Here is a 1,193-nt window from a genome sequence, read left to right as displayed (position 1 = left end):
ATTCAGCGATATAAAGGTCTAGGTGAGATGAACCCTGAGCAGCTTTGGGAAACAACGATGGACCCAGAAAGTCGCCGTATGATGAAAGTAAATATCGAAGATGCGGTTGCCGCTGATCAGATCTTTACGACCTTAATGGGTGATGAAGTTGAACCAAGACGAGACTTTATTCAGACAAATGCTTTGGAAGTAACAAACCTGGATGTCTAGTTCTAAGTCCCAAGGTGACGCCTCAATTAGTGCTGAAAGTAAGCCATATCACCATGGTGACTTGAAGACGGCATTAGTTGAGTCAGCTAAAGACATATTAAAAATTAAAGGCGTAGATGCTCTATCTTTAAGAGCCATTGCCGCAGAAGTAGGGGTGTCGCATATGGCACCTTATACTCACTTTAAGAACAAGAAAGAGCTCTTACAAGCTATCGCTGCATCAGGCTTCGATGACCTAACTAAACGCTTGATAGATATTAAGAAGAGCTATACTGATCCATGGGATTTGGTATTTAACTACGGCGTCGCCTACGTTCAGTTTGCCGTAGAAAACCCTGCAATTTATAGACTAATGCTGAGCCAGGCTGATACTGGTGGTCGTCGAAACAAGCTAGAAGCCTCAGCGAATCCAGAGATATCCCCTGTCCTCGAAATTAGTTCTCAAAAGCCTTTTAAAATACTTAGACAAGCATTTGAGCATGGCAATGTTGAGTCCAAGCATGTAACGGCTAGAGCCCTGAGTGCATGGTCGATGGTTCACGGCATGTCAGCTTTAATTATTGATGGCCATATTCGTATACCTGGGGATATGAGCATTAGTGAATTCTTTGCTCAGGCAGTTTCACCGAAAATGATGAAGTTATAATTAATTGATCTGATTCATTGATGGGGTAGGGAAGGACAAACTCTAGTTAAAATTAGGTACCAGTTTGAAGACCTTAACCGGTACCTAATTTGGCTTTTGGGTTTTCTTTATATAGAGATCTCTATATCGCTTGTTGGAAAAGCAACGCATGAATGAATCCAAGAAAATTTACGATCTGATTTACGTAGCTTGGATTCATGAGGATTAAATACTTCTCCGCTTATTAGCTTAACGCGACATAAACTGCACTCACCAGAGCGGCAAGCATTCTCGGTGCTTAGGCCATAACGTTCGAGACTATTCAGCAGAGGTTCACCTGACTTTGCAACAAAACTTC

2 protein-coding genes and 1 pseudogene are annotated in these 1,193 nt (G+C 42.0%); 2 read left to right on the top strand and 1 reads right to left on the bottom strand.

The features are described from left to right. Both A3735_RS20550 and A3735_RS20545 read left to right on the top strand, forming a co-directional pair. A pseudogene (locus A3735_RS20550) lies at positions 1 to 210 on the top strand (hypothetical protein); the annotation flags it as partial. Beyond that, positions 203 to 856 (top strand): TetR/AcrR family transcriptional regulator, encoded by a 654-nt coding sequence (locus tag A3735_RS20545; protein WP_068507328.1) that lies wholly within the window; start codon positions 203 to 205, stop codon positions 854 to 856. The pseudogene A3735_RS20550 and the gene A3735_RS20545, both read left to right, overlap by 8 nt. Before the next feature lie 107 nt (positions 857 to 963). Here the strand turns inward: A3735_RS20545 and A3735_RS20540 are convergent. Then, the coding region (locus A3735_RS20540) for a 2Fe-2S iron-sulfur cluster binding domain-containing protein (RefSeq protein WP_156499795.1) at positions 964 to 1,193 on the bottom strand (230 nt) is incomplete at its 5' end.

It is taken from the genome of Oleiphilus sp. HI0061 (assembly GCF_001635675.1).
This window is presented reverse-complemented; position numbering and strand designations above follow the sequence as displayed.